Origin of the sequence: Weissella tructae, from assembly GCF_000732905.1 — a bacterium.
Taxonomy (GTDB): domain Bacteria; phylum Bacillota; class Bacilli; order Lactobacillales; family Lactobacillaceae; genus Weissella; species Weissella tructae.
Genome location: NZ_CP007588.1, coordinates 114,199 through 136,680, shown reverse-complemented (window position 1 = coordinate 136,680; position 22,482 = coordinate 114,199). Strand labels below are relative to the sequence as shown.

The 22,482-nt window shown below is 40.8% G+C and carries 22 protein-coding genes and 1 tRNA gene; 5 read left to right on the top strand and 18 right to left on the bottom strand.

Going from position 1 to position 22,482, the window contains the following annotated elements; all coding sequences use genetic code 11:
* Positions 1-130 precede the first annotated feature (130 nt).
* From WS08_RS00640 to mreB, 7 genes are all read right to left on the bottom strand, one after another.
* The gene (locus WS08_RS00640; protein WP_009495613.1) at positions 131-2,089 is read right to left on the bottom strand and encodes an ABC transporter ATP-binding protein/permease; all 1,959 of its coding nucleotides are present in this window, start codon (positions 2,087-2,089) and stop codon (positions 131-133) included.
* 96 nt (positions 2,090-2,185) lie between these two features.
* A complete protein-coding gene (locus WS08_RS00635; RefSeq protein ID WP_009495615.1) occupies positions 2,186-2,998 on the bottom strand; it encodes an HAD-IIB family hydrolase in 813 nt (270 codons plus the stop codon).
* Positions 2,999-3,101: 103 nt separating this feature from the next.
* A tRNA-Glu gene (locus WS08_RS00630) sits at positions 3,102-3,173 on the bottom strand.
* Between the two features lie 99 nt (positions 3,174-3,272).
* Positions 3,273-4,073 (bottom strand): pyrroline-5-carboxylate reductase family protein, encoded by an 801-nt coding sequence (locus WS08_RS00625; RefSeq protein ID WP_009495621.1) that lies wholly within the window; start codon positions 4,071-4,073, stop codon positions 3,273-3,275.
* Between the two features lie 98 nt (positions 4,074-4,171).
* Complete coding sequence (locus WS08_RS00620) at positions 4,172-5,365, bottom strand: FtsW/RodA/SpoVE family cell cycle protein (protein WP_009495623.1); 1,194 nt, start codon at positions 5,363-5,365, stop codon at positions 4,172-4,174.
* Positions 5,366-5,382: 17 nt separating this feature from the next.
* Positions 5,383-5,583 carry a DUF2969 family protein gene (locus WS08_RS00615; protein ID WP_009495624.1) on the bottom strand — a complete coding sequence of 67 codons (201 nt, stop codon included), beginning with the start codon at positions 5,581-5,583 and terminating at the stop codon, positions 5,383-5,385.
* Positions 5,584-5,592: 9 nt separating this feature from the next.
* The gene (gene mreB / locus WS08_RS00610) at positions 5,593-6,573 is read right to left on the bottom strand and encodes a rod shape-determining protein (RefSeq protein WP_009495626.1); all 981 of its coding nucleotides are present in this window, start codon (positions 6,571-6,573) and stop codon (positions 5,593-5,595) included.
* 151 nt (positions 6,574-6,724) lie between these two features.
* Here mreB and WS08_RS00605 point away from each other — a divergent pair, with 151 nt between their 5' ends.
* From WS08_RS00605 to WS08_RS07020, 4 genes are all read left to right on the top strand, one after another.
* Positions 6,725-8,083, top strand: a complete 1,359-nt coding sequence (locus WS08_RS00605; protein WP_009495627.1) for a UDP-N-acetylmuramoyl-tripeptide--D-alanyl-D-alanine ligase — start codon at positions 6,725-6,727, stop codon at positions 8,081-8,083.
* 217 nt (positions 8,084-8,300) lie between these two features.
* The gene (locus WS08_RS00600; RefSeq protein ID WP_009495628.1) at positions 8,301-9,695 is read left to right on the top strand and encodes an Nramp family divalent metal transporter; all 1,395 of its coding nucleotides are present in this window, start codon (positions 8,301-8,303) and stop codon (positions 9,693-9,695) included.
* A 103-nt stretch (positions 9,696-9,798) separates the two neighbouring features.
* The gene (locus WS08_RS00595; RefSeq protein WP_051747824.1) at positions 9,799-10,245 is read left to right on the top strand and encodes a DUF308 domain-containing protein; all 447 of its coding nucleotides are present in this window, start codon (positions 9,799-9,801) and stop codon (positions 10,243-10,245) included.
* Positions 10,245-10,370 (top strand): hypothetical protein, encoded by a 126-nt coding sequence (locus WS08_RS07020; RefSeq protein WP_471628484.1) that lies wholly within the window; start codon positions 10,245-10,247, stop codon positions 10,368-10,370. Before WS08_RS00595 ends, WS08_RS07020 begins: the two co-directional genes overlap by 1 nt.
* A 127-nt stretch (positions 10,371-10,497) precedes the next feature.
* Here the strand turns inward: WS08_RS07020 and WS08_RS00590 are convergent, their stop codons facing one another.
* The 8 genes from WS08_RS00590 to ispE all read right to left on the bottom strand — a co-directional run bounded on the left by WS08_RS00590 (position 10,498) and on the right by ispE (position 18,527).
* Positions 10,498-11,118, bottom strand: coding sequence for a DedA family protein (locus tag WS08_RS00590; protein ID WP_009495635.1), 621 nt, complete (start codon positions 11,116-11,118; stop codon positions 10,498-10,500).
* A 114-nt stretch (positions 11,119-11,232) separates the two neighbouring features.
* Positions 11,233-13,005, bottom strand: coding sequence for a hypothetical protein (locus WS08_RS00585; protein ID WP_144242005.1), 1,773 nt, complete (start codon positions 13,003-13,005; stop codon positions 11,233-11,235).
* Positions 13,006-13,033: 28 nt separating this feature from the next.
* Entirely contained in the window at positions 13,034-13,840 is an 807-nt protein-coding gene (locus WS08_RS00580; RefSeq protein ID WP_038566601.1) for an ABC transporter permease, read from the bottom strand.
* A 28-nt stretch (positions 13,841-13,868) separates the two neighbouring features.
* Positions 13,869-14,930, bottom strand: a complete 1,062-nt coding sequence (locus tag WS08_RS00575; RefSeq protein WP_009495640.1) for an ABC transporter ATP-binding protein — start codon at positions 14,928-14,930, stop codon at positions 13,869-13,871.
* A gap of 130 nt (positions 14,931-15,060) precedes the next feature.
* Positions 15,061-15,777 (bottom strand): 2,3-diphosphoglycerate-dependent phosphoglycerate mutase, encoded by a 717-nt coding sequence (gene gpmA, locus WS08_RS00570; protein WP_009495641.1) that lies wholly within the window; start codon positions 15,775-15,777, stop codon positions 15,061-15,063.
* An 86-nt stretch (positions 15,778-15,863) separates the two neighbouring features.
* Entirely contained in the window at positions 15,864-16,853 is a 990-nt protein-coding gene (locus tag WS08_RS00565) for an NAD(P)/FAD-dependent oxidoreductase (RefSeq protein ID WP_009495642.1), read from the bottom strand.
* Between the two features lie 18 nt (positions 16,854-16,871).
* Positions 16,872-17,651, bottom strand: coding sequence for an SseB family protein (locus tag WS08_RS00560; RefSeq protein ID WP_009495644.1), 780 nt, complete (start codon positions 17,649-17,651; stop codon positions 16,872-16,874).
* An 18-nt stretch (positions 17,652-17,669) separates the two neighbouring features.
* A complete protein-coding gene (ispE, locus tag WS08_RS00555) occupies positions 17,670-18,527 on the bottom strand; it encodes a 4-(cytidine 5'-diphospho)-2-C-methyl-D-erythritol kinase (RefSeq protein WP_009495646.1) in 858 nt (285 codons plus the stop codon).
* Between the two features lie 199 nt (positions 18,528-18,726).
* Between ispE and WS08_RS00550 the strand changes: the two genes are divergently transcribed.
* Positions 18,727-19,110 (top strand): YbaN family protein, encoded by a 384-nt coding sequence (locus tag WS08_RS00550; RefSeq protein ID WP_009495647.1) that lies wholly within the window; start codon positions 18,727-18,729, stop codon positions 19,108-19,110.
* Positions 19,111-19,198: 88 nt separating this feature from the next.
* On the opposite strand, the gene WS08_RS00545 is transcribed toward WS08_RS00550, so the two are convergent.
* From WS08_RS00545 to dnaB, 3 genes are read right to left on the bottom strand one after another with little or no spacing between them, the layout of a single operon-like run.
* A complete protein-coding gene (locus tag WS08_RS00545) occupies positions 19,199-19,777 on the bottom strand; it encodes an FUSC family protein (RefSeq protein ID WP_009495649.1) in 579 nt (192 codons plus the stop codon).
* 11 nt (positions 19,778-19,788) lie between these two features.
* The gene (locus WS08_RS00540; RefSeq protein ID WP_009495651.1) at positions 19,789-20,985 is read right to left on the bottom strand and encodes an MDR family MFS transporter; all 1,197 of its coding nucleotides are present in this window, start codon (positions 20,983-20,985) and stop codon (positions 19,789-19,791) included.
* A 55-nt stretch (positions 20,986-21,040) separates the two neighbouring features.
* The gene (gene dnaB, locus WS08_RS00535) at positions 21,041-22,459 is read right to left on the bottom strand and encodes a replicative DNA helicase (protein WP_009495653.1); all 1,419 of its coding nucleotides are present in this window, start codon (positions 22,457-22,459) and stop codon (positions 21,041-21,043) included.
* Positions 22,460-22,482 lie beyond the last annotated feature (23 nt).

Here is a 22,482-nt window from a genome sequence, read left to right as displayed (position 1 = left end):
CTCCGCATAATTGGTTAGTAACTGTAACTTATACTTTTATTATATATGGTATAGTCCAATTTTTCCAGTACAAAGACCCCAGACGTAAAAAAAGACCTACTTTTGAACAGTAGATCTTCCTTTTATTAAATTAATCAGCTGACAATGCATCGATTGGATTCAACTTTGCCGCACGACGTGCTGGCAACAACGCTGCCAAGAACGCAATGATTAGTGCCAGAATAAAGGTTGAAACCACATTTCCCACACCAATTTGAATCATATTGAATTGCGCAATATTATATAGCACCTTATTCATCACTGAACCTAATCCAAAGGCTAATCCAGTCGCCAAAGTCGCGGCCATTAGTCCCATCATGATTGATTCACTTGTAAACAAGCGACGAATATCGCGCTTTGATTCACCAAGTGCACGCAAGATACCAATTTCCTTAGTACGTTCCGCCACTGACATGTACATCGTGACGATAATCATCAACGCTGAAACAATTAGTGAAATACCGGCAATCATCGCCAAAACATTCGTTGCTAGGTCAACAAAGACGTTAACTGTTGATAATAGTGTTCCCACTGTAATAACAGTGTACACGGCCTTACCATCAACCTTGATGTTTTCAATGTCCTTTTGGATTGTTTCAACATCATCACGTGAGTTGGCTTGCATACCCACGAATGCTGGTTCAGATGCTGCGCCAGCATCCTTCAAAATCTTTGCCATTGTATCTGCTTGCATCGCATTCACAGCACCTTGTTCATTCTCAGTAATCCCTGAGATTTTCACATCATGCTCAACAATGACTGGTAGTCCATCCTTATCTGCGGTCGTAAACGTTACCTTAACCGTCTTACCGATAACAGACTTCCAATCCTTCTTATCAACACGTTCAGCAACAGTCTTCTTATCAACGACCATTTCATTTGCTTGTGCCGGCTTTCCCGCCACAATCATGTCTTCATTGTATTGTGACGTCCAGCTACGAATGCTAGACATATTTACTGCCTTCTCAGTCAAGCCAGACATTTGCGCGCCTTGGAATTCATATCCCGCTTCAACACTATTTACATTTTTGATTTTCTTCAAATCATCAACTTGCTTGTCTGACATCCCCATACTGCTCATATCAAAGTTGGCCGGATCAATATTTTGATCATCGACTGCTTTCATAACTGTAATCGCTTGTGGATTAACGAGTGAATTCACTTGATCATTAATATATGACTTCACCCCGTTACCCAATCCACCAAATAGAATTACCGCGAACAACCCAATCGCCGTTCCAATAATAATCAATGAGTTTTTACCAAATGTACGCCATAGATGCTTCCATGAACTACGCAAGCTATCCATATAACGTAGTGGCTTAGACGTAAAGGCTTTTTCCGTTGGTTCAGCTGGTACTTCATAAGGGCGAACAATATCATCACTCGCAATCTTACCATCGACCAAACGAACAATACGGGTTCCATTATCCGCAACATCTTGTGAGTGCGTCACGGTAATCACTAACTTACCTTGTTTCGCAATATTGTTTAAGATTTCTAAGACTTCCTGTGTGTTAACTGCGTCCAACGCACCTGTAGGTTCGTCCGCAATAATCACATCAGGGTCCTTCGCTAAGGCACGCGCAATGGCGACACGTTGCTTTTGACCACCAGATAATTGATTCGGATATTTTTTGATTTGATCAGACAAACCAACATCCGCCAACAATGCCTTAGCACGCTCAACCTTTTGACTATGTGACAGTGTCGTCATATCTAATGATAGTAAGACATTATCCAAGACAGATAGGTGATTAATTAAATTATACGCTTGGTAAATATAACCAATCGTTGAACGTCGGTATTCATCTAATTGCTTCTCTTGTTTGTGGTCCAATGTTTGACCAGCCAATGTTACTTGCCCATCAAAATTACGGTCCAAACCACCAATGATGTTCATCAAGGTAGACTTTCCACCACCTGATTCACCTAAAATTGAGACAAATTCACCCAATTCAAAATTCAAATCAATCCCTTTTAAAACTGGAAATTCATCTTTCCCAATATAGTATGACTTAAAAATATCTCTTAATTCTAAAAATGCCATAACTACTCTCCCTGTATGCTGTCGATATCGTTAATTATAAAAATTAAGTAATAACATACCGCTTTTGAAATAAATCAAACATAAACCTGATGTTTTTTAGATGACTGATTCCCACTTTACCAAGACACCATCTTCCATATGCGTGTGTGGTAATTCTTCAAAATCAAACACACGTAACTTATCATCCCCGTTTGCCATGACATGCGCTTGACCAGCCAGTTGCAACATCTCCAGATCATTCATTCCATCACCAAAGGCTAATACATCATCGGTCGTCGCCTTATAATGTGCCAACAGACGCTTAATCGCTTCCGCTTTATTTACACCACTTGGTAAGAAGTCCACCGCCCCATAGCCTGATGTTGTCGCGTGGATACCAATATTAGCCTCGTTCACTGCCTTAGAGACCGCTTCACTACTATCTCGATCAGCCCAAACACCGGTTACAGTTGAGACGGCGTCTTTAATCGCCAACAAATCGTCAATACCAATAATGTCATCATATAGCGGCGTCATAAAAGCCACATCCGCCGCTTCCATTTCACCATATGCATCCGTCTTTAATAGATGGACGACATTTTGTGTATAAGCACGCACTGACCCACTTGGCTTAACCGGCATCTCCGCAATAATATTTTGTAGCGCCGCTAGGCTTTCTGGCGCAATCGCTGCCATATGTGGTTCTTCACCAGCCAACGTCACAACCGTTCCATTACTTGAAATCACATCAATGTCAGCTAGGTAATCCGCAAACACAGACGCAACCCATTTGTATTCACGCCCAGTCGCAACGACAAAACGATTCCCTTGTTCACGCCAAGCTGCTAATACCTTTTCAAAGCGCGCACGATCAAAGTCATGATCATCATGTAAAAAAGTCCCATCTAAATCTGTTGTTAAAAATAACATCGCTTACTCCGATCTTTTGTTCATGTTCTCAGTCATTTAGTTGATACCCTTTAATTGTAACAAAAAAAGACACCTACACGAATGTAGATGCCTTTTTATCTGATAGCTCATCAGGGAATTGAACCCTGGATGCCGGTGTGAAAAACCGGAGTCTTAACCACTTGACCAATGAGCCATAAACTTCGTTGCCTTAACAACAAAATCTATAATACCAAGTATTTACAGGGTGTGCAACCCTTTTTTGGTATTTATTTTAATTTTTTTGGTTTTTTATTTAATTTTCGTTCGCTTCAGCGTTTTTAATCATCGTTGCATCGATAGTTGCACGCACTAATGCATCCAAATCAACTGACAAGACATCATATCCCGCTGCTGTTGAACCACCAGGTGTCATCACTTCATTAGCCAAGTCAGTTGGTGTCTTTTTCAAATCAATCATGTTCTTACCAGTTCCAGCCACAGTTTGAACAGCTAGACTTTCTGCCTTTTCCGCATCAATCCCAGCCGCAACACCTGACTTCATCATAGCTTCAGTAAATGCTGCGACAAAGGCTGGCCCAGATCCGGCCAAAGCACTTACTGCCCCGAATTGTTCTTCAGGGTATTCATCTGCACGACCAAAGTCTAGGAACAACATTGCAATCGCACCACGTGTATCAGCGTCCACAGTTGCATCAAAAGCCAATGCTGTGTAACCATAACGCAACGCCACATTGATATTTGGTAGGGCACGAACAATCATCAATTGTTCCCCAAATGTTTGGTGTAAGTTTGCTAGATCAACCCCACCCACAACGGATGTCAAAATAACACTTGGCTTCAACATCGCTGCTTGCTTAATTTCAACAGCAATCTTATCTAATGCGACTGGTGGTACTGCAACAACCACCATATCTGATTCCAGCCACAATTCCATAATTGAACCGCGCGCTTCACCACCAATTTTTTTAGCGACAGCTTCGGACTTTTCAATCGTTGTGCTGTACACCAATTGCTTAATTTCTTGATTTGGAGCCCAACCCTGCATCATTGCTTGCCCCATGTTACCAGCGCCAATAAATCCAATTGTTAGCATCTTTGTTCTCCCTTATAATAACGATTTTAATTTTCTATGACCTTTAACCATAATAAAAACGACCCTTTATAATCAGGGTCGTTTCTATTTTATCACGTTTAGTGGAATCCACGTTGATTTGATAACGTAAATGATTTGTTGTGGTAACGCATCGACATCACCAGCCCAATTCCAATCATATTACCAATCAAAGCTGATCCACCTTGTGAGATGAACGGCAATGGAATACCTGTCAAAGGTACCAAACCAATTGTCATCCCGATATTTTCAAAGATGTGGAAGATTAACATCATCACCACCCCTGAAGCAATGTAGGCATAGAATTGGTTCGCTGTATCGTACACAACTTGGAAGATTTGATAAATCAACAAGAAGTATAGAATCAACACCAACATACTACCTACAAAACCAAAATTTTCACCAATAACTGAGAAAATCATATCTGATTCACGAACGGGCACTTGGACATTAGAAACACCAAACCCAGTTCCAGTCAATCCACCAGACCCAACAGCTTTAATAGATTGCCACAATTGGAATCCCGCATTGGTTGTATCACCTTGTGGATTCAACCATGAATCGACACGATCAAATTGATAGGCTTTAAAACCGATTCTTTCTAGAATACGACGACCCCATGTTTGCGTAACAAACAAAATTGCTGTCCCACCTAATACAGCAGCGACACCAATAATGGGACCTAATATGCGCCAGGTAATCCCTGATACAATGGTCATCCCAAAAATAATGGCCAAGAACACCAACATTGTTCCAAAGTCTTTTTGTAAGAGCATCAAGAAAATCATCCCTGAGCTCCAAATCATAATGTGCTTAAACAAAATTTTGTCAGAACGCATTGTATGCTCTGGATATTCACTATTATGGTTCGCAATCACGCGCGCAAACATAATAATGAATGCCGGCTTCATCACTTCGGCAGGCTGGAAGGTAACTGGTCCAATCGCGTACCATTTCCCACCTGTATTATCGTAATACGTTTTGTTATACAAGAACAAAACACCAATCATCAAAATGACACCAATGATAAATAGATATGGGGCCACGCGCCATAATTGTTCCGAGTCAAATTGCATGATAAGTGCCACAACACCGATACCTACGACATAGTAAGCTCCCTGCATCATGACCATACGTTGCACATTAATCGTCGCACTCGTGTCGTGTGATCCGGCTACATACAATGCAGCCAATCCAATCAACGCTAACATCAAGACAACAAAGATGATAGACCAATCAATTTCTCCATCGGTGTTAAAAAATCTTTTTAACATGTTGTCCCCCTTACAGCTTAATGATGTAGATTGAAGTCAGCAATCAGCATTGCAACTGCTTCATCAAAATCACTGGCTGAATTTGTACGACCATCAGAGAAAGTAATCTTGTTTGTGTCATCCACGAAACCAAGTGATACCTTGTTAATCTTTACTTCTGTACGTCCATCGGCTGCATCAATCATTTCTACAGCAACTGGCTTGTTATTACGTGCCATAATGTCTCCTTACTTGTCTGTCATGTGGTCAAGCAATTGACCTGCTCCACGTGCAACGTTGTTCAATGGTTGGTCAGCAATTACAACAGGTACGTTCAAACGTTCTGTTAGCAATTGATCCATGTCTGATAGCAAAGCACCACCACCAGTTAGAACAATTCCACGATCAATGATGTCAGCGGCTAGTTCTGGTTGCAAACGTGCCAACACTTCGTGTGCAGCTTCTACAACGCGGGCCAATGTATCATGAATCGCGATTTCAATTTCGTTTTCGTTAATTTCAATTGTGCTTGGCATTCCTGAGAACATATCACGTCCACGGACTTCCATCACCTTTGGTTCAGCCTTTTGCAAAGCTGTTCCAATTGTCATCTTAACTGTTTCAGCTGTACGTTCCCCAATTTGCAAATTGTGAACACGCTTGATGTAGTTAGAGATATCAGCGTTCAACTTGTCTCCGGCCATACGGATTGAGGCACTTTCAACAATGTCTCCCAAAGACAAAACAGCGATGTCTGATGTTCCACCACCCATGTCGATAACCATTGAGGCAATTGGTGAGAAGATGTTCAAACCAGCTCCAACAGCCGCAACCTTTGGTTCGTATTCCAAGAATACCTTTCCGCCACCTGACTTAGCAGCAGCTTCGATAATCGCCTTGCGTTCAATTTCTGTAATGTTAGTTGGTGCACACACCATGATGTTTGGACGTGATAGCAAACCACGTGCATTCAACTTAGACATGAAGTATGACAACATTGCTTCTGTCATATCAAAGTCTGAGATAACACCATCTTGCAATGGACGCACAGCACGGATATTTCCGGGTGTACGACCAACCATGCGGTAAGCGTCTGATCCGACTGCCAATACCTTATCTGTTTTCGTATCTACCGCAACGACAGAAGGTTCGTTCAAAACAATTCCTTCGCCCTCTACGTAAATCAGAACGTTTGCCGTTCCTAAATCGATTCCGATTCCTTTAGCCATGTTTCCACCTCTTGTTTTTAAATGGGCTTCCCCACTGTTTGTTTTATCAGTTATGTATCCTTATAAGTATACAACAATTTGAGATAAATTTGCTCTTGTATTCCTTAGCAGTGTAAAATTAAAGTAAAATCAATAAAAGGAACTTAAAGCCATGAAACTTTCTGCTCAAAACATCGCGGACCTACTAAATGCTGAATTCATTAACCCAGCAGACATCACTGTCACATCAACTACTTTTGATTCACGTACAGCTGGACAAGGTAGCCTATTCATCCCCTTAATTGCAGATAACGATGGGCATGCTTATTTAACAAGCGCCATCGATAATGGTACCAGTGCAACCCTTTGGCAACGTGATCACACACCCTACCCAACGAACATTCCGACAATCTTAGTTGACGACACACTAGCGGCTTTCCAAGCGCTAGCTGCTGCTTATTTGAAGCAAGTCGCACCAAAGATTGTCGCTGTTTCTGGTTCAAACGGAAAAACGACGACTAAGGACTTCATCGCTGCCATCGGTGCAACGATCTACAAGACAACCAAGACACCCAACAACTTCAACAACGAAATTGGTGTCCCAACAACCATCCTAGCCATGCCTGCTGATACAGAATTGTTGATAGTTGAAATGGGAATGGATCACCCTGGTGATTTGACAAAGCTATCAGAAATGGTTAACCCCGATATTGCGGTTTTGACAATGATTGGTGAAGCCCACATCGAATTCTTTAAGACTCGTGACCGCATCGCGGACGGTAAGATGGAAATCGTGGCTGGTATCCCAGCAGATGGTACCTTGGTATACAATGGGGATGAACCGCTTCTAACAGAGCGTGTTAACGCCCTACCAAACTTAAACGCGCGTTCATTCGGATTAGACGCAAGCAATGATTTGTCTGCCGAAAACATTGAAACAACACCTCAATCAGCTAAGTTCACAACTTCAGCTGGTGACAATTACACAATTCCAATGAGTGGTAACTATAATGTTGCCAACGCATTAGCCGCTATCACAGTAGGAACACTACTTGATATTCCTGCAGATAAGATGGCCTTAGGTTTAGCAACAGCTACAATGACCGCTAATCGTACACAATGGCTATCTGGAAGCTTTGGTGGTCAAATCCTATCTGATGTCTACAACTCTAACCCAACGGCCACACATGAGGTCTTAAACCTATTCAGCACAGCACCTACAAACGGACGTCGTATTGTTGTATTGGGTGACATGTTGGAGCTAGGTGAAGCGGGTCCAGATCTACATGCCCAATTAGCGTCTTCATTGGACCCACAAACAATCACGGATGTGTATCTAGTTGGTGAATTAATGGCCAATTTAGAAACAGCATTAGCTGACCGATACGCTGGTCACCTACACCGTTACGAAAAGACGGACAAAGCCACACTAGCTAACGATTTGAAAGCCACTTTGACAGACCAAGATATCATCTTATTGAAGGGATCTCATGGAATTCATTTGGAAGAAGTTGTTACAACCCTAATTTAATTAGTTTACCCCCTATAAAAAATCGTACACGCGACTATACCATTAGTTACGCTGTACGATTTTTTGTTAGTCATATATTTAATTATTCGTATCCGTGAAAATTTTTCAGCGAATAAATTTCACCATTGGTGGAATCAAGAAAAAGTATTGACCTAGGACAAACATAAGAGTAACTTAAGTTTGAAAATGAATTAAGTTATATGAGGAGGGATTCTCAATGCTCGAGAATAACCCGGCTGAAGAAGCCAAAACACAAGCAAAAACGAGCCGTTTTTTCACTGCTGCAACATCAGATGATGCCAGCCTTGGTGACGTGAATGGTTCAGTTTCAATTCCCAAAAATGCTGGATTCTGGCGTACTTTGTTCGCCTTCTCAGGACCCGGAGCATTGGTTGCCGTTGGATACATGGATCCAGGTAACTGGGTTACATCAATCGTCGGTGGAGCACAATACGGATACCTACTAGGTTCTGTTATCCTACTTTCAAGTTTAATTGCCATGTTGCTACAATACATGTCAGCTAAGCTAGGAATCGTAACTCAACAAGACTTGGCGCAAGCGACACGTTCGTTAACAAACAAGCCTGTTGGGATTATGCTTTGGATTATCGCTGAATTAGCCATCATGGCTACCGATATCGCCGAAGTTATCGGGGCGGCCATCGCCCTAAACTTGTTGTTCAACATTCCACTAGTTTGGGGTGTTGCGCTAACAATCTTAGACGTCTTCCTTCTATTGTTCCTGACAAAACTTGGATTCCGTAAGATTGAAGCCATTGTTATTACGCTAATCATCGTTATCCTAGGAGTCTTCACATACGAAGTCTGGTTGGCTAACCCTGATTTGGAACAAATGGTTGAAAACTTGGTACCACACCAAGAAATCTTCATGGACAAGGGTGCGATGACATTGGCACTTGGTATCATTGGTGCGACAGTTATGCCACACAACTTGTACCTACACTCATCATTGTCACAAACACGTAAGATTAACCGTCAAGATGATGGTGAAGTGAAGCAAGCATTGAAGTTCTCAGCAATTGACTCAAACATTCAATTGACGATTGCCTTCATCATTAACATGTTGCTATTGTTGGTCGGGGCTGCGATGTTCTTTGGTCGCGGTGAAGGTCTAGAAACTTTCCGTGCGCTATATGATGCCTTGCAAGACCCAACATTAGCTGGTGCGATTGCCTCACCATTGCTATCAACATTGTTTGCGGTTGCTTTGCTAGCATCTGGTCAAAACTCTACAATTACTGGAACATTGACTGGACAAATTGTTATGGAAGGGTTCATTCACTTGAAGATGCCTGTTTGGGCTCGTCGTTTGCTAACACGTTTGGTAGCGATTATCCCAGTTATGATCTGTACTGTTATGTACGGTGGTAACGAACATGCCTTGGATACATTGATGGTTAACTCACAAGTCTTCCTATCAATTGCCCTACCATTCTCAATGGTGCCACTTGTATACTTCACATCAAGTAAGAAGTACATGGGTGAATACGCAAACGGCCCAATTATTAAGTTTATCGCTTGGACATCTGTTGTGATTTTGATTGGACTAGATCTATACGGTCTACCTGAATTAATCTCTGCTTGGTTCTAAGCCATTAAAGACGCTTCGGCGTCTTTTTTTTATACATTTGACCTTTATTCACAAGACTGATAAATTTAAAGTACTATAACAAGATATGGGATGGACTATTACTATGGATCAAACACCAACGACAAACACAACGTATGTCAATCAACCACAACACTTAACACTAAATGATTTAACACGTAAGCTATTCTTTGCAGCGGGAATGATCGCCATTGTTTTGGGAATCTTTGCTTTCACCTTCTCAACTAAGGGATTAGCAACAATGAGTGCCCTATTTGCGATTTACGCACTCTTTATCGCCGTGCTCGACGTCATGTTATTCACTAAGAGCCAAGCATTACGTGGTAGCTTCCTAGTAAGCGCCTTGCTAAGCCTTGTCATTGGTTTGATTATGTTATTCCGTCAAGACGTTACGAGCGAGTTCCTAGGGCTTGTCTTTGGCTTCTGGGTACTATTTAACGCCATTAGCATCTTGGCCCAAACATGGGCACCTGAATTACTAAGCAATTGGCAACGCTTGTCAGTATCGCAATCGGAGTTCTTGGTATTTTGATGGGGATGTACCTAACCATCTTCCCACAAGTATCTAGCAGCACTCAATCAATTATCTTAGGTGTTTTCGCAGACCTACTAGGTATTTACTACCTACTAATCGCACTTTTCCACACTAAGAAATAAGTGATACAACGACTTCAATTTATTGGAATCGTTTTTTTATACCTATCAATCTGTTTATCTTTCGGTTTTAATCAAAAAAAGCAGTAAACGGAACCAAATCCCGTTTACTGCTTTTTTTATTTTATTTTTATGAGGCACTTTCTTTATTACGACGTACTAGGTAGATAATTCCACCAATAATAAAGACGATAATCAAAACAACCGTCATAATTGACGTTACATTATCAACCGCCGCCAACACTTGTGTCCAAGCACGACCAGCAAAGTGTCCTAATGAAACTAACACAGTATTCCAAATCAACGTTCCTAATGTTGTGTACATCAAGAAACGACCAAATGGCATCCCTGTCATTCCTGCTGGAACAGAAATCATGCTACGCACAATCGGTACGAAACGACCAAAGAACACCGCCGCACGTCCATGCTTCATGAAATGTTCTTCTGCTTTTTGGAAATCAGCCAAACGCAATCGTAAAATACGTCCTAAGCGGCTATTAACCAATTGTTCTAAACGTTCCATGTCTAGATACGTTCCAATCCAATACAGAATCGTCGCACCTAAAACAGCACCAACTGTTGCTGCTAGCACCGCCCCTACAATTGACAAGTCAGTTGAATAGGTCACAAATCCAGCAAAAGTTAAAATTAATTCAGATGGAATCGGTGGAAACACATTCTCTAGGGTAATCAAAAGGGCAATGGCCAAGTAACCATATTGGCTGATTGCGGTCTCAATAAACTGCTCCATTATATTCCTCATTTCTACGCTCATAGCGTCAAACCGTTTTATGGGCTATACAGAATAATTAATATACGGGGCAAGTATTAAATGAGCCTGAAAAAAATTATTTTTTCAATTGATTCACAAAATTTCTGAGATACGTTGTGATGCGTTATCATCATGGAATTCATTCAAATTATTTTGCGCATGTGTAATATACGGCTTAAAATCAAAGGCCTCCGAAAATACTTCACGTAGAATTGGCCATCCAGTTTGAATATCACGAATAACAGGACCTGATAAACGATAAAAATGATCCACAGTTTCAGCTGTTAAGGCACTATCAATATAAACTACTGGAACACCCAAAACACTAGCTTTTTTAGCCACTACATAGTTATCCGTTAAAATAACATGATATTGCCTCAAATTATCACGCTCTTTGACTGTGCTAAAGATTATTTCAGAATTAACATTTCGAAGTAGTTCCGCCATTTCAGTCGTCACAGACAGCCCAATCCCGCTAGATTGAATCATTGGATTGTTTTTTTCTAGTTTTGAATATGATGGTAGGCCTGTCAGATGAATTTTCTTCGCATTAGGATATACTTGTTTAACTAAATGCTTAGTCTGCTTGTTTCCAACGATAAAATGGACACCATCTGTCATTACCGGATTGAACCCTTCATCTTTGATTTGTGATTCCAAATCAAAAACAAGGTACATATGTTGCTTTATTTCTGGTAACTTCTTCATTTTTTGCGCACCTAAAGGTACTAAACTACGGGGGGTATCAGACCAAATGACGGTTTTAATCTCTGGATATAACTCCAAGTGTGCCATGGTGTGACTGTAAACGACATATGGTAATTCCGATTGCGTCCATATTACCTTAAATTGATCATCCGTAATCAAATAAACATTCTGATGTCCCAGCGCAATCAATGACTTAAATAATTCTCTAATCTCTGTGCGGCCGTTTTCCGACCCTTGGTCAACTAACACAATTTTATTCGTCTCAATTTTTCCATGATTATTCAACAACCACTGACGTTGCTTTTCAAATTCATCATGGGCTACCACACTTGGCATAAACACAAGATTGCCATCGTTAGACAAGGAACTCGCAAAACTTAGTACCTTCTTGTCATCAATAGATGTTCCAATTAATGGATTTTCCAAGATTACATTCTCATCAATGGTCCAAGCCTGCGTTTCTTTGCTAAGAGGATACTCGGAAAGGACAATATTAAATTTGAACTGAAGTTTTTTTTGTACTAATTCAAATTGTGATACTTTTTGGCGCATCATATCTAAATCGCGTTCAGGAACAAGTACTTTCAACGTATTCACATATTTTTCTGCAGACACTTTACTACTTTGAATATCCTTAACAGCATAACGTATGGGTGCATCCAGTAACTCTCCCACCGCCACGACATCCACACACACTGGTTTGAAATAGCGTGTCTCAATCATAAAATCAATCAAAAGACCTTCTGATGTCATTTCGTAATGTTGGATTTTTCGTTGGTCAGTCAATGCTGCCGTAGCACCAAACCAATTCCAGCCTACTCGGAGAGTTGCTAACATACTGACGTACATTGAAATTTTATTATTTTCAAAAACGTGCGTTAGCGTCTCACCGAATGTCATATTGAAATCATTCACAGATAACATGGTCCATTGACCATCATCTTGATAACTAATCGTTGCCATTTCCATTTTTTGTCCTTCAAAGAAGGCACCAATTTGGTCATAACTTAACGTATAGATAAATTCGTTGCCTGACGTTTCACATAACCAATCAAGCTCTCGCTTTTTCATGCTGATACGTAAGTTTTCCAGCATGCGTGAGCTCTTTAAAGTAAGTACGTGAGTCCCCATTTCAACACGTAAATCAGCTTTCATCATTGTTCCTTTCTATGAAAACACCATGTCTTTAGACAAGTTCTGTAAATGACCCTCGGAAGCGGATATGCATAAATGCACCCACAAACATCATCAATGCAACTAGGCCCCAGAAAAACAGGGTATATCCTGGTGTTTCCCAAAACCATTGGTGATACAAAAATGTATCTCGAAATGTATTAACAACATAATTAAATGGTGACAATTTCAAAACAGCTGTAACGATATACGGCATAGAATCTGAATTCAAATTTACAATCACCCCTGATGAGTAAAAAATCAACCGGAACAAGGCACTCATGGCCGCTTTATAATCCGGGATCAGGATAGTTAAAGTTGAATTAATTAAATTCATCGCTATTAACATCATAACCATTGCAAAAACGGCATAAAGAAATTGTAACCAATAAATAGATGGATGGTATCCATAGATTAACAGAATCCCTACAAATCCAATTGTCATGACAACATATCGACGAAATTCTTCAATCATTGGGATAATCACAGCGATACTAAACGGAAAACGTGTTTTAGATAAAGTTTTGACCTGATCTTTAACACTTGTTAATCCACGATTAAATACACCTTGGATGTAAAACCAGGGGATAATAGCGGTGATTAACCACAATAAATATGGTTGCCCTGAAACACTTCCTTGATAGAACCCTAAACCAAAAACCAAAAAATAAGTCGCGATAAACAACATCGGCTCCAGGTAGTCCCAAAAATCGCCTAAATAACTATTCGCCCATTTATTATCTACATTAAATCGGGCTAAACGGTGACTTACTACCCGATTAGCCATGATTTCTTGTATAAATTTCTTCACATTTTGCACTAATCTATCTCCTACTTCTCTGGCACAATTAACGTGCGCTTAATGTTCGAATATTTCCCCAATCAGTTATCAACCGACTTGGATTTGTTAATACATCTGAAATTGACAACTGCAAGATAAGCATAAATGCCATCAGAACTAATATTCCGATTCCTAATCCTAGACCTAACCATCCCTGCCAAGACATTCCATCAGGTTCATTGATTAACTTTGAGCGTTGTTCAATTTCTTTCTTTTCAGCACGCGTTTTGGCACCATTCATTAACATTTCTTTGGTCATTAAATTATCCAAAGTAAAGTTGGTTTGTTCGTAGCGTTCTGTCGTTTGCAATAATTTACGCTCTACATTTGACATTTTTTTATTGGCATCCACAAATTCGCCATATGCACGTAACACATCTGCAGTGGGGCCAAATTGCTTTACTTCACCACGTTCAATCCACAGTACTTTGTCGGCCATCTCACGTACTTGTCCCAATGAATGACTAACAAAGAAAATCGTTTTTCCTTGCTTTTGAAAGTCTTTCATTTTGTCCAATGACTTTCGTGTAAAAGTTGCATCTCCAACAGATAACGCTTCATCCACAATCAAAACATCTGGATTAGAATGAACTGAGATAGAAAATCCCAATTTTGAACGCATCCCACTTGAGTACGTTTTAACCGGTTGATCAATAAAAACACCTAATTCTGAAAACGCAATAATGTCGTCTGTCTTTGCATCAATCTCTGCCTCAGACATCCCCATCATCAAACCTTTCATGCGAATATTTACACGACCAGATAAGTCACCTTTTAGCCCAGTCTGTACCGCAATCAAAGACACGACACCATCAACAGAGAAACCACCCGTTGTTGCATCGGTTGCCCCTGAAATAATGTTCATCAGCGTAGATTTTCCAGATCCGTTCGTTCCAATAACGGCAACACTCTCCCCTGCCATCGCTTGGAAATCAATCCCACGTAAAGCCCAAAAATTAGGGTATGTTTTCCCCAGCAAAAGTGCCTTCACTTTATCAGCGCGTGTTGGAGCCATTTCATAGCGCTTTGTCAGAAATTCACCATTTACTTTTACTTTATTTTCCAACATCCTACTCCACCATTCATGTCAATTTGTTTGGCTGTTGCTTATGCATAGCCAACACTATCCTTATTATTCTACCATTGAAACCTTATATAAACAAAAAAGCATACCCAAAATGGGTATGCTTTTTAAAAAATTATTCGGCTGTCAAAATATCCTTTGAAAGCACGTTCAAGTCACCATCGAAGTCGTAGATGATTGGTTGTGCGTTCGCAATTTCAAGACCTAGAATGTCTTCGTCTGAAATTTGTTCGATATGCTTTGCCAATGCACGAAGTGAGTTTCCGTGGGCAGCAATCACAACGTTCTTACCAGCCTTCAAGTCTGCAGAAATCTTTTCGTTCCAGAATGGCATAACACGTTCCAAAGTAACCTTCAAGTTTTCACCCAATGGCAATTCTTCAGCAGCTACTTCAGCGTAACGACGGTCGTATGATGCGTAAGTTTGCCCTTCAACTTCAACTGTTTCTTCAGCTGATTCTAGAAGTGGTGGCAAAACATCGTATGAACGACGCCATTGCAAAACTTGGTCAGCACCGAACTTTTCAGCAGCATCTGCCTTGTTCAATCCTTGCAACGCACCGTAGTTACGTTCGTTCAAGCGCCATGACTTTTCTTCTGGAATAAACATTTGTCCAGCTTCGAACAATGTCAAATCCAATGTTTCAATCGCACGTGTCAAAACTGATGTGTACGCTTGATCAAAATCAATACCAGCTTCTGCCAACATCTTACCAGCAGTCTTTGCTTGTTCGATTCCAACAGGGCTCAACTTTGTGTCTACCCATCCGTTAAATAGGTTCTTTGCGTTCCATTCACTTTGTCCGTGACGGATCATAACTAACTTAGCCATTATCGCTACCTCTTTTATATAAATTTTATCTTTTTAATTATAACAGATTACCGTCTGTTCAACCAGTCACAAGCTAGCCAATTTCATCACTTTGCAACATGACCATTTTCAAGACGTACGCTAGATGAGTGCATCGGCACGGCATCTTCCGGTTTTAGTTGTTGCATAATCGCATTAATCGCCAACGGTCCTTCACCAAAGCCAGTGGCCATAAGAGCCGCTTTACCAGCATATCCTGCAATATCTCCTACTGCATACACACCAGAGACACTCGTCATCATCTGACGATCAACAATAAATTGCTGACGGTCTTGTTCAGGATGAATGGCCCATTCCGTTAATTCACGATGGTCGGATTGAAAACCGTAATTAATGATTAAATCATCAACAATCAACTCTTGCTTCACATCACCACGGAATTCTTCTAAGATTACTGACAACTTACCATCGCTCAATTCTTCGACAGACAAAATATTGAACGGCGTTTGCACGTCAATTGCTGATGCAGCAACTTGACTTACGGTGTGTTCTAACGCTCGGAAATTAGCCCGACGATGTGTCAAAGTAACCTGCTTCGTAACCTCAGTTAAAGCCAACGCGGTATCCAACGCAGCATCCCCACCGCCCGCAACTAGCACATGGCGATTGGTAAAACGAGCAGGGTCACTGACATAGTAGTGCACTGCCTCTGAATCCGGTATCTCAATGGGTAACGTTCTTGGTTCAAAAGCACCACCACCCGTCGCCATAATGACCTTCTTTGTTTCAAATTCGCCTTGATTCGTCTTAATCATAAATCCATCAGAATTTGGCACAATATCTTCCACGGTTGTATTCAACTGTACATCTACAGGTAATTGCGTCATTTGTTGTGTGAGTTGTTCAATTAAGGCAAGTCCCGTTATTGCTGGAAATCCTGCAATATCTAGGATTTGCTTATGTGGATACAAGCTCGCTACTTGCCCCCCGACCATCTCCAAACTATCTAACAATACAACGTCTAGTTCACGTAAACCTGCATAAAACGCTGTAAATAGACCTACAGGTCCTGCACCTACAATTGTCACATCACGCATGCAAATGTCCTTTCAAAATTAACCTTCACGGTTGTACAATGCTGTAAATTCTGACAAATCAGCATCAAAATTTTGTTCCATCATCAAACTAAATGCTGGCCCTTCTTCGCCTGCATATTCTTCAAAAATGGCTTCCAATTCTGGATACAACATTGAAACAGCGGCTTCATCTTCACCACCGACAACCAACAAGTATTGCCCTTCTGTTTCTGTCACCAAACGCAAAAGCGTCATCTTATTAATTGCTTCAGGATGATCATCCCCAAATCCAATCAATTCATAACGTAATTCGTTAGACGCAACATCATCACCTGACTTCACTTCAACTTGACCACCTTGTAGGGCTTCGCTCATTGCTGCTAAGTATTCAACGTTGTCACGAGAAATAGGCATACCATCGCTAAATGGATTTAACGCCATTCCCACAATCTTAGGATTAGCTTCGTTTAGAATCAACGGGAAGTAATCAGAAATTGACATCACCCATGGGTGAATCTTTTGTGCCCCATCTGTTTCTGGTTGGGCATTAAAAGCATCCATATCTGTAAAAATAGGGAATACTTCTTCACCTTCACCAGCGACTAGCGTTACTAATGCAATTTCTGCCCCTTCAGGCATTTCTAATTCACCCGCATCGTTTTGCTTAGGTGCTTGCTTATAGTTTACTGGTGCAATAAATTGCGCTTCCAACAATGCTTGTGTGTAGGCTTGGTCAGTTTGTTCATTTTGATTTACTCGTAGTGCTTCCAACGCTGCCAATAGAGGCGCATTGTTGATTGTTTGCATTTCTTCTGCCATGATAATTCTCCGTTTTTCTTATTGAATGATGTGTGTAACGTACGTTTCTTGTACAAAACCACGAACACCATTATAAATACGCTTCGCTTTGGATTCTTTGTCAGTCAAAGCGAAGACTGTTGGCCCTGTTCCGGACATCTGGACAACAGGTGCCCCAAATTTAACCATCTTATCCTTAAGCGTCTTAATTTCAGGGTATTTGGCTGTCGTAATTGGTTCTAAGACATTGAACATTGTCTCATAAATACCTGATAATTGACCCGTCAAAACATTATCCATCAAAGCGGTCATGTCCCCATGATCTAGATTGTCATAATCAATCATCTTCAGAATCTTAGGTGTCGACACACTGATGTTTGGCTTTGATACAACACACCAAAGTGACGGAAATTTAGTTTCTAACGGTGTCACAATTTCTCCACGCCCTGTAACCAACGCAGGTCGACTATAAACACAGTATGGGACATCCGCATCAACTTTCAGTCCAATTTCTGCTAACTCAGCATTACTTAGACCCAGCTCCCAAATTTTATTCAAACCACGTAATACGGCAGCCGCATCTGATGAACCACCACCCATACCAGCTGCTACTGGAATACGCTTATCGATATGAATCTCCACACCAGCTGCTTCTTGTGCGTATTCACGCATTAACATCGCAGCTTGATAAGCGAGATTCTTTTCATTCAAAGGCAACAAACCACTCGTTGACTCTACACGGATTTGTTGATGCTCATCCGTTGTTTTGATTATAACGGTGTCAGCTAAATCAATTGACACCATCAACATATCCCATTCATGTTGACCATCATTATGAATAAACGGTGTATCTAAACTAATATTCAATTTAGCGTATGCTCGCTCCAACACTTCCATCCCGCTATCCCTTTCTTGTTAAATATCTACTTACGCTAATTATAGCAATTGTCGGAGCGAAGCGAAATAGCTAGTCCATCAATACGAACTATCGCCTGCGTTCAGTTCTCCGGCATTCACAATGTGAAAAACTTTACAACCACATTCTAAGTAGGATATGATAGACGCTACGACGTATTTTCAGTAAGGAGACTCATCAATGCGCTATCTTTATATCCTATTCGGATGCATTGCATTCGGAATTGGAACAGCTGCTATTTGGATTCCTGGTATCCCCACAACCGGATTCTATGTCCTAGCAGCCTTTTGTTGGACTCGCTCATCACCACGTTTACTAGCTTGGTTAAAAGCCAATAAATACTATCAAGAGTATGTAGTTCAAGGGGTTTATCACCGAGAATTATCACAAAATAAGCGAATCATGATTTACATATTTTCTGCCGCCTTTATGGCCATCCCATTCTTCCTAGTTCCGAAACTTTGGCTACGTGTTGTCCTAATCGGATGTTCACTATCCCAAATCATTAGTATGGAAGGTTTCTATCGTGGTTGGTTCATGAACAACTGGTTCCGTAATCACTAATAAAAAAGCCCTTAAGTTTTCACTTAAGGCTTTTTTATTGATTCAATTTCCAATCATCACCATGAAACCGTCTGTTTGACATACTCCATTATTCGCCATCTTCTTGTTGTTTAAACGACGCCATATCGGCTTTCAATTCAGCTTCTGCTGCACGAACCGTTTCACTTAACTGCGCGTGAGTTTCAGCTGACTTATGTGGGTGTACCCCGATATTCATCACAATTGCTGCAGCCAGTCCGATAAAAGTGTCCACAACACGGGCAACCGCATACATAAAATCACCATCTGGTGGTAACGTAAACGCAATCATCAAAAAGGCAGCGGAGGCACCAATAATCCCTGTTTTATTGTTGATGCCATCATTAATAATAATCACAATCATCAATAGCAATGGAATGAAAACAATTTCCGCCCAATCAGCTTGATTAGTGGCCTGCCAAATCACTAGATAAGCAATCGAGCATGCCCCACCTATAATATTGGCAATAACACGAGACACTCCAAAAGTAAGGGTTGATTCAAAATCTTGACGCAACGAAAAGACAGCTGATAAACAGGCAATCATAGGATTACCACGTTGAAACACTAAAAAGAAAATCACGATTACCATCACTGATAATCCTGTCTTTAATGTTCGCATACCAAAGCGAAAACGCCCTACTGTCATGAGAAATTCTCCTATTCCGTTCCGGTTCCGTAATTAGTGACCTTTGGGTAACCAATAATCATTGTCGCTAAGATAATCAAAAAGGCGATGAATACTAGTCCTGATCCACCAAAGAATAACAAGTAATATCCTTGCTTTTCAATCACCAATCCACCTAGCAAAGGTCCAATTGCACGCCCAATTGATGGTGCAGCAGCGGCCAATCCTTGATAACGTCCTTTTAGTGACGCCGGCGTCAACTCATTAATCAACGCTGGAATCATTGGAAACGCGGTTACTTCACCTAATGTCGTAATAATCATTGCAATGGCAAACCCATTAAATGTTTGTACGAACGGCAAAATCAAGAATGCCAATCCAAACATAATTAGTCCACCAAAAATTTGTACCCACATCGCTGTACGACTAGCTGATACATTGAAGATGTTCATCAATAATTGAACAACCACAATCAACACACCATTAATTGTCCACAACAATGAATATTGCCACAACGGCAAATTCAAATCATTTGTCATGTACACCGATAGATTACCTAGCCATTGTGAATAGGCAATCCACAGTACAACCAAGGCAAAGACCGCCGTATAAATCAATCGTAGATTCCACCGTGGTAACGTTGCTGGTTTTTCATCTTGCTGTGTTTCATGCTTCTCAAACGGCAAGTTGAATTTCGTCTTGATGACAAACAGCAAGGCAATATATAGCACCAAGGCTAACAGGAACAACCATGTAATCCCTAGTGGGAAAATCACACCAACTAAGGCAGTGGCAAACACCATTCCAAAGTTATTAGTGAAATACAACATGTTAAACACGAAACGTCCATCATGATTAATCACACGTGTTCCGTATGCATTAATCAACGCCATATTCCAACCACCTAAGAAACCAGCTAGCGTCAAATTAAGCGCATAGAATGGCCAACCATGTTGGAACATGAAAAACACTTGTAGGGCAATCATCGCAATCACACCACCCTGAATCAAACGGTACGGATGGAAACGATCAAACAATTGACCACTAACTAATGACCCAATTGCTTGCCCAACAGCATTGGCTAGCATTACCCAACCAACAATAACCAAACTTTGTTTCAATTCATTATGTAAATAAACTGTGGCAACTGGCCAAATAAAACCAAAGGCAAAATTATTAATAAAACTGGCAATCAATAACCACTTAATATTCATTCCTTGTTTTTGCATACAGAACCTCCTAACTAAAGAATCAGCTAAAAGGATTTCCTTTTAACTGACTCATCTATCCAAAATTATTGCCCATTTCATCTGCGCGGTATTCAATATTTGAAAACTTATTGTATGACTTAACAAACAACAAGCGAGCTGTTCCACGCGCACCAGAACGGTTCTTTTCTAAAATAACTTCAATTTCACCGACATCCGCTTGTTCATCATCACGCGGGTCAGATTGATTATCGTCGTCATCATTGGCATTTTCATAATAGTCTTCACGATATAAGAATGCCACAATGTCGGCGTCTTGTTCAATTGATCCAGATTCACGAATATCAGAAAGCATCGGACGCTTGTCCTGACGTTGTTCCACACTACGTGATAGCTGTGACAATGCAATAATCGGTACATCTAATTCCATAGCCATCTTCTTAATTGCACGAGAAATGGCAGACACTTCTTGTTGACGACCTTCTGATCCAGTTCCTTCAATCAATTGCAAATAATCGATAATAACCAGCCCTAGCTGACCTTCTTTCTTTTGCAAACGACGTAATTTAGAACGAATCTCCGTAACTTTAATTCCGGCAGTGTCGTCGATAAAGATTTTCGTGTTTGATAACGTCCCCATTGCGACAGTCAAGTTTCGCCATTCATCATCAGCTAATTGACCTGTACGCATGTTCTGGGAATTAATATTCCCTTCAGCGGCCAACATACGATTAACCAATGATGTATCTGGCATTTCAAGTGAAAACACAACAACCGGTAAGTCATTGTTTGCTACTGCTACTTTTTGCGCGATATTCAAGACAAACGCTGTCTTACCAACGGCAGGACGTGCCGCCACAATGATCATTTCACCACCATGGAAACCTGTTGTTAATGCATCTAATGCTGGATATCCTGATGCCAACCCTGTAATTGGGTCGTTTGTACGCGAATTTTGTTCAATTTGTTGGAATGAACGTTCCGCAACATCACGAATGTTTTTAAAGTCAGCTGTCGCACCACCAGACCCCAACGTGTCCAACTTAGTACTGATATCAGCAACCAAGTCTTCAACGCTAGACATCCCCTCATACGAACCTTGCGTTCCATCTTGCAAAGTATCAATCAAGTTTCGGCGGACAGATTTCTCCTTAACAATTTCGGCATAGTAAGGTGCATTACTTGCAATAGGCACAACACCTGCTAATTCAGTCAGATATGTGATACCACCTGCATTCTCTTGTTGGCCAATACGGTCTAATTCATTATTAACAGAGATAACATCAACAGATGATTGGTTCGCATCCAAACTTAACATCGCCGCGTAAATCAAACGGTGACTCGTTTGGAAAAAATCTTCCGGCGCTAATGTTGTTGAGATTTGCGCAATCAAATCGGTTGGATCAGTTGAAATAAAAATTGAGCCCAATACGGCTTGTTCCGCGTTTAAATCATGCGGCGCCCCATTAACTGGGGAATTTGCAAAGTCAGCCATCATGTTCTCTCCTTCAGGCGCTA